The sequence below is a fragment of the Thalassotalea sp. G20_0 genome (genome assembly GCF_017744175.1).
In the GTDB taxonomy this organism is placed as follows: domain Bacteria; phylum Pseudomonadota; class Gammaproteobacteria; order Pseudomonadales; family Endozoicomonadaceae; genus Endozoicomonas.
This window is the reverse complement of record NZ_JAGHQV010000137.1, coordinates 1-2,896: the sequence shown is the minus strand read 5'-3', so window position 1 is coordinate 2,896 and position 2,896 is coordinate 1. Positions and strand designations below refer to the sequence as shown.

General features: G+C 62.2%; 1 protein-coding gene. It reads right to left on the bottom strand.

Annotated elements, in window-relative coordinates; genetic code table 11:
* A partial coding sequence (locus J7438_RS28735; protein WP_209278758.1) for a hypothetical protein occupies positions 1 to 2,896 on the bottom strand: 2,896 nt, incomplete at both ends.

The window sequence follows — 2,896 nt, the reverse complement described above, 5'->3', positions numbered from 1 at the left end:
CCCTGGGAGCCGGATCGTCCCACTGAGGTTCCAGTCCAAAACAGTCGGGCATCCTTGTCAGTGACTGGATGGCCTGTTGCTGCTGCCGGTCCGACAGCCCGAAGAAGGATGCCCGGGCCGAACCATAGTCACCCGCTTCCAGCTGGCTGAGGCAGGCATTACCCGCCAGAACGGCCCCCGGGCTGGTGACCGGGGTCAGCCGTTGGTCCAGTCGCTGGAACAGCCGGTCGCGGCGGCTGCTGTAGTTGCCACTGCTGGCACCCAGCCAGTCTGGCAGCTGGCTGAACAACCCCCTCGCATGCCGGGTGTGCACAACCGCTCTTTGCAGTTCCTGAAACTGGCTGGCCCGGTCAACAATGGCATTGCGCAGTGCACTACTGAGTAACGGGCCGGCGTCAGCCGACCGGGATTCTGCGGTCATTTGTTCCAGTTGACGGTCTGCCATGGCGTTCAGCATGCACTGGCCAAGGTCTCTGGCTGGGCCTGACTGGCACGGCTGGGTTTGCTCCCCGCCAAAGAAGATGGCACCGCCACCGGTGCCCCGGACCCGTCCGCCGCTGTCGAAAATATTGGCGGCGCGCTCATGTTCAACCCCCAGTCTGGGCGAGAGCAACACTTCCAGCAGAAACTCCTCGGTGCAGCGGGTCGGTTGCGGGTCATTGGTGACCATGGCGATGGCCATATTCAGCAGGTCATCGGTTTGCCAGGCAGCATCCGGCTGTATTCGCTGCAGCCTGAGCTGCTGCAGGAAAGCCGACACTTCGTTGTGCAGTTGCCGGGCAACCCGCATGCTGCCGGTGAGCAGCCGCATGCCCGGTAGGCAGTCAAAGGGCTGTGCCGCCGTATCAGTCCGGTGCCTCTCACCATGAACCAGTGTGTCTGGTCGGATGGGACGATCCGTGGCCCGGGACACCAGCAGCCCGGCCAGAGCCAGGCTGTTGTTGACGCTGTGCGTTACCTGCCTGACTCTGCTGGCCGGCTGGTTGTCGGCACCATTAGTAGACTCCTGTCGTTGATGGCTTTGCCCGGCAGTGATCTGCGCTGCTCCCTGCGGTTGGTCAGCGGTGACCCGGGTACCGCCGGTCAGCCAGGACAGGCCATGACGCAGCACCGACAGCAGCCCCCCATGGCGGGTGGCGCCGGCAGTGGCCGCGGCATGGTGGTCATTGACAATAGCCGGCTCGTCCCGGGGAGGTGCCGACTTGCCGACAGGCTTGCCCGGGAGATGGCTGTCCAGCTGGCGACGCTTGCGTGAGTCACCCCGGCACGACGACGGTATCTCCCCCTCCAGGAAAAGCTCCGTAAAGGCATCGGGCTCTTGGAATATATCGGCAAAATCAGCGGGGAAACGCTCCCGGTCCTCCAGTTCCCCCATCCTGGCCAGATAGCCAACTTTCTCACCCTGAATGAGCCGGTTGACAGCGTTCATATCGCCACGGACCTGCGTGGCTGGCGGCAAGGTGTACTCATCATCGACGGCGGTGGTATTGTCGATGATCTGCAACAGGTGACGATCGGCCTGTGGTGGGCGCAGATCATTATCGTCGTCATCGGTGACCCGGTTATCCAGATAGTCGGCCACCCCCTGCAGAACGTCCCGCAACGGTGCGGACAACCCGGACGTGGTACCCAACAGATCTTTGACCGTGGTTGCCATGCCTCGGGCGCCCAATCCCCGTAAAACCGGTAACTCTTCCTCCTCCAGGGCGAACCCGGTGGCTTTGATCATATTGAAACGGGCTTCGCCGTACTGTGCATACATGTTCAGGAACTGGTTGACCAGATCATCAATCATGGCCTCCCGGGTGGGGTTCTCACCGCTCGCATCCGGCCCCATGGTCAGGTTCTGGGAAGCATCATGGCGAATGCACTGATCGGCCAGGCTGAGGTCCGACAGGAACGTGTTCCTGAGTGTCCGGTCCATAGCCTGCAGGCCCTGTGCACAGCACACCAGCCGTGCCAGCGACCATTGCGGGTATTCCCGGCCCTCGTGGATGAGGGTGCTATCACTCTCCCGGATGTCCTGCACTGCCCGGGTGTTGGCACTCTGGATAGTGCCGATGCGCTGGCCATAGGCACGGTAGGACTGGGTGGCACGGTCGGCATACAGTTTCAGCAGTTGTTTCCCGGCGGCCGTGATGCCGGGTGCCTGGTCGGCAGTCCGGGCCAGCAGTTCGCTCAGCGCCGAGGTGTCGGCCAGCCCCTGCTCGCTGGTCGGGCAGGGAAGCTGCTCGCCATACAATTGATTTTGCAAGTCAGTCGTATCGGCGAACACATCGCTGAACATCACGAAACGCTCATCCCTCAGGGGGCGCGTGTTCTGAAAGTAGGCTTCACGCTCGGCCAGGATAATTTCATTGATCACCGTCACATCCCGGGCGTCCAGCATGGGTGGCGATAAGTCAAACTCACCATCCGCTACCCGGACATTTTCCAGCGTCTGCTGCAGTGCGGTATCCGGCTGCGGGGGACGCCTGTCGTTGGCGCGGAGATCCTCATGGTCATGGGCCAGAGCATTCTCAAGTGTCCGCAGCACCTCCCGGATGGGGGCCGACATCCTGGCCGATCTCGCCAGCAACCCGGTAACGACCTTGCCAATGGCCTCGGCATTGTAACCCTGGAAGCGATCATCCGCTGCCGCCTCGCCTCCGAATCCGGTGGCCCTGACCATGTCATAACGGGCAGCGCTGTAGAGCGCATACAGGTTCTGGAACTGGTTGGCCAGATTCCTGGTGATCGACACTTCGGTGGAGCGCTGGCCCGGGGTAGCGCCGGGTTGGTGGTCATCCTGATCGTTATCATAGCGGAGGTACTGCCCCGCGGTACTGGTCATGTTCAGGAAGCTGTCCCGGAACTGCCTCTCCAGTGTCTCCAGCAGGTTGACGCAGCACACCTG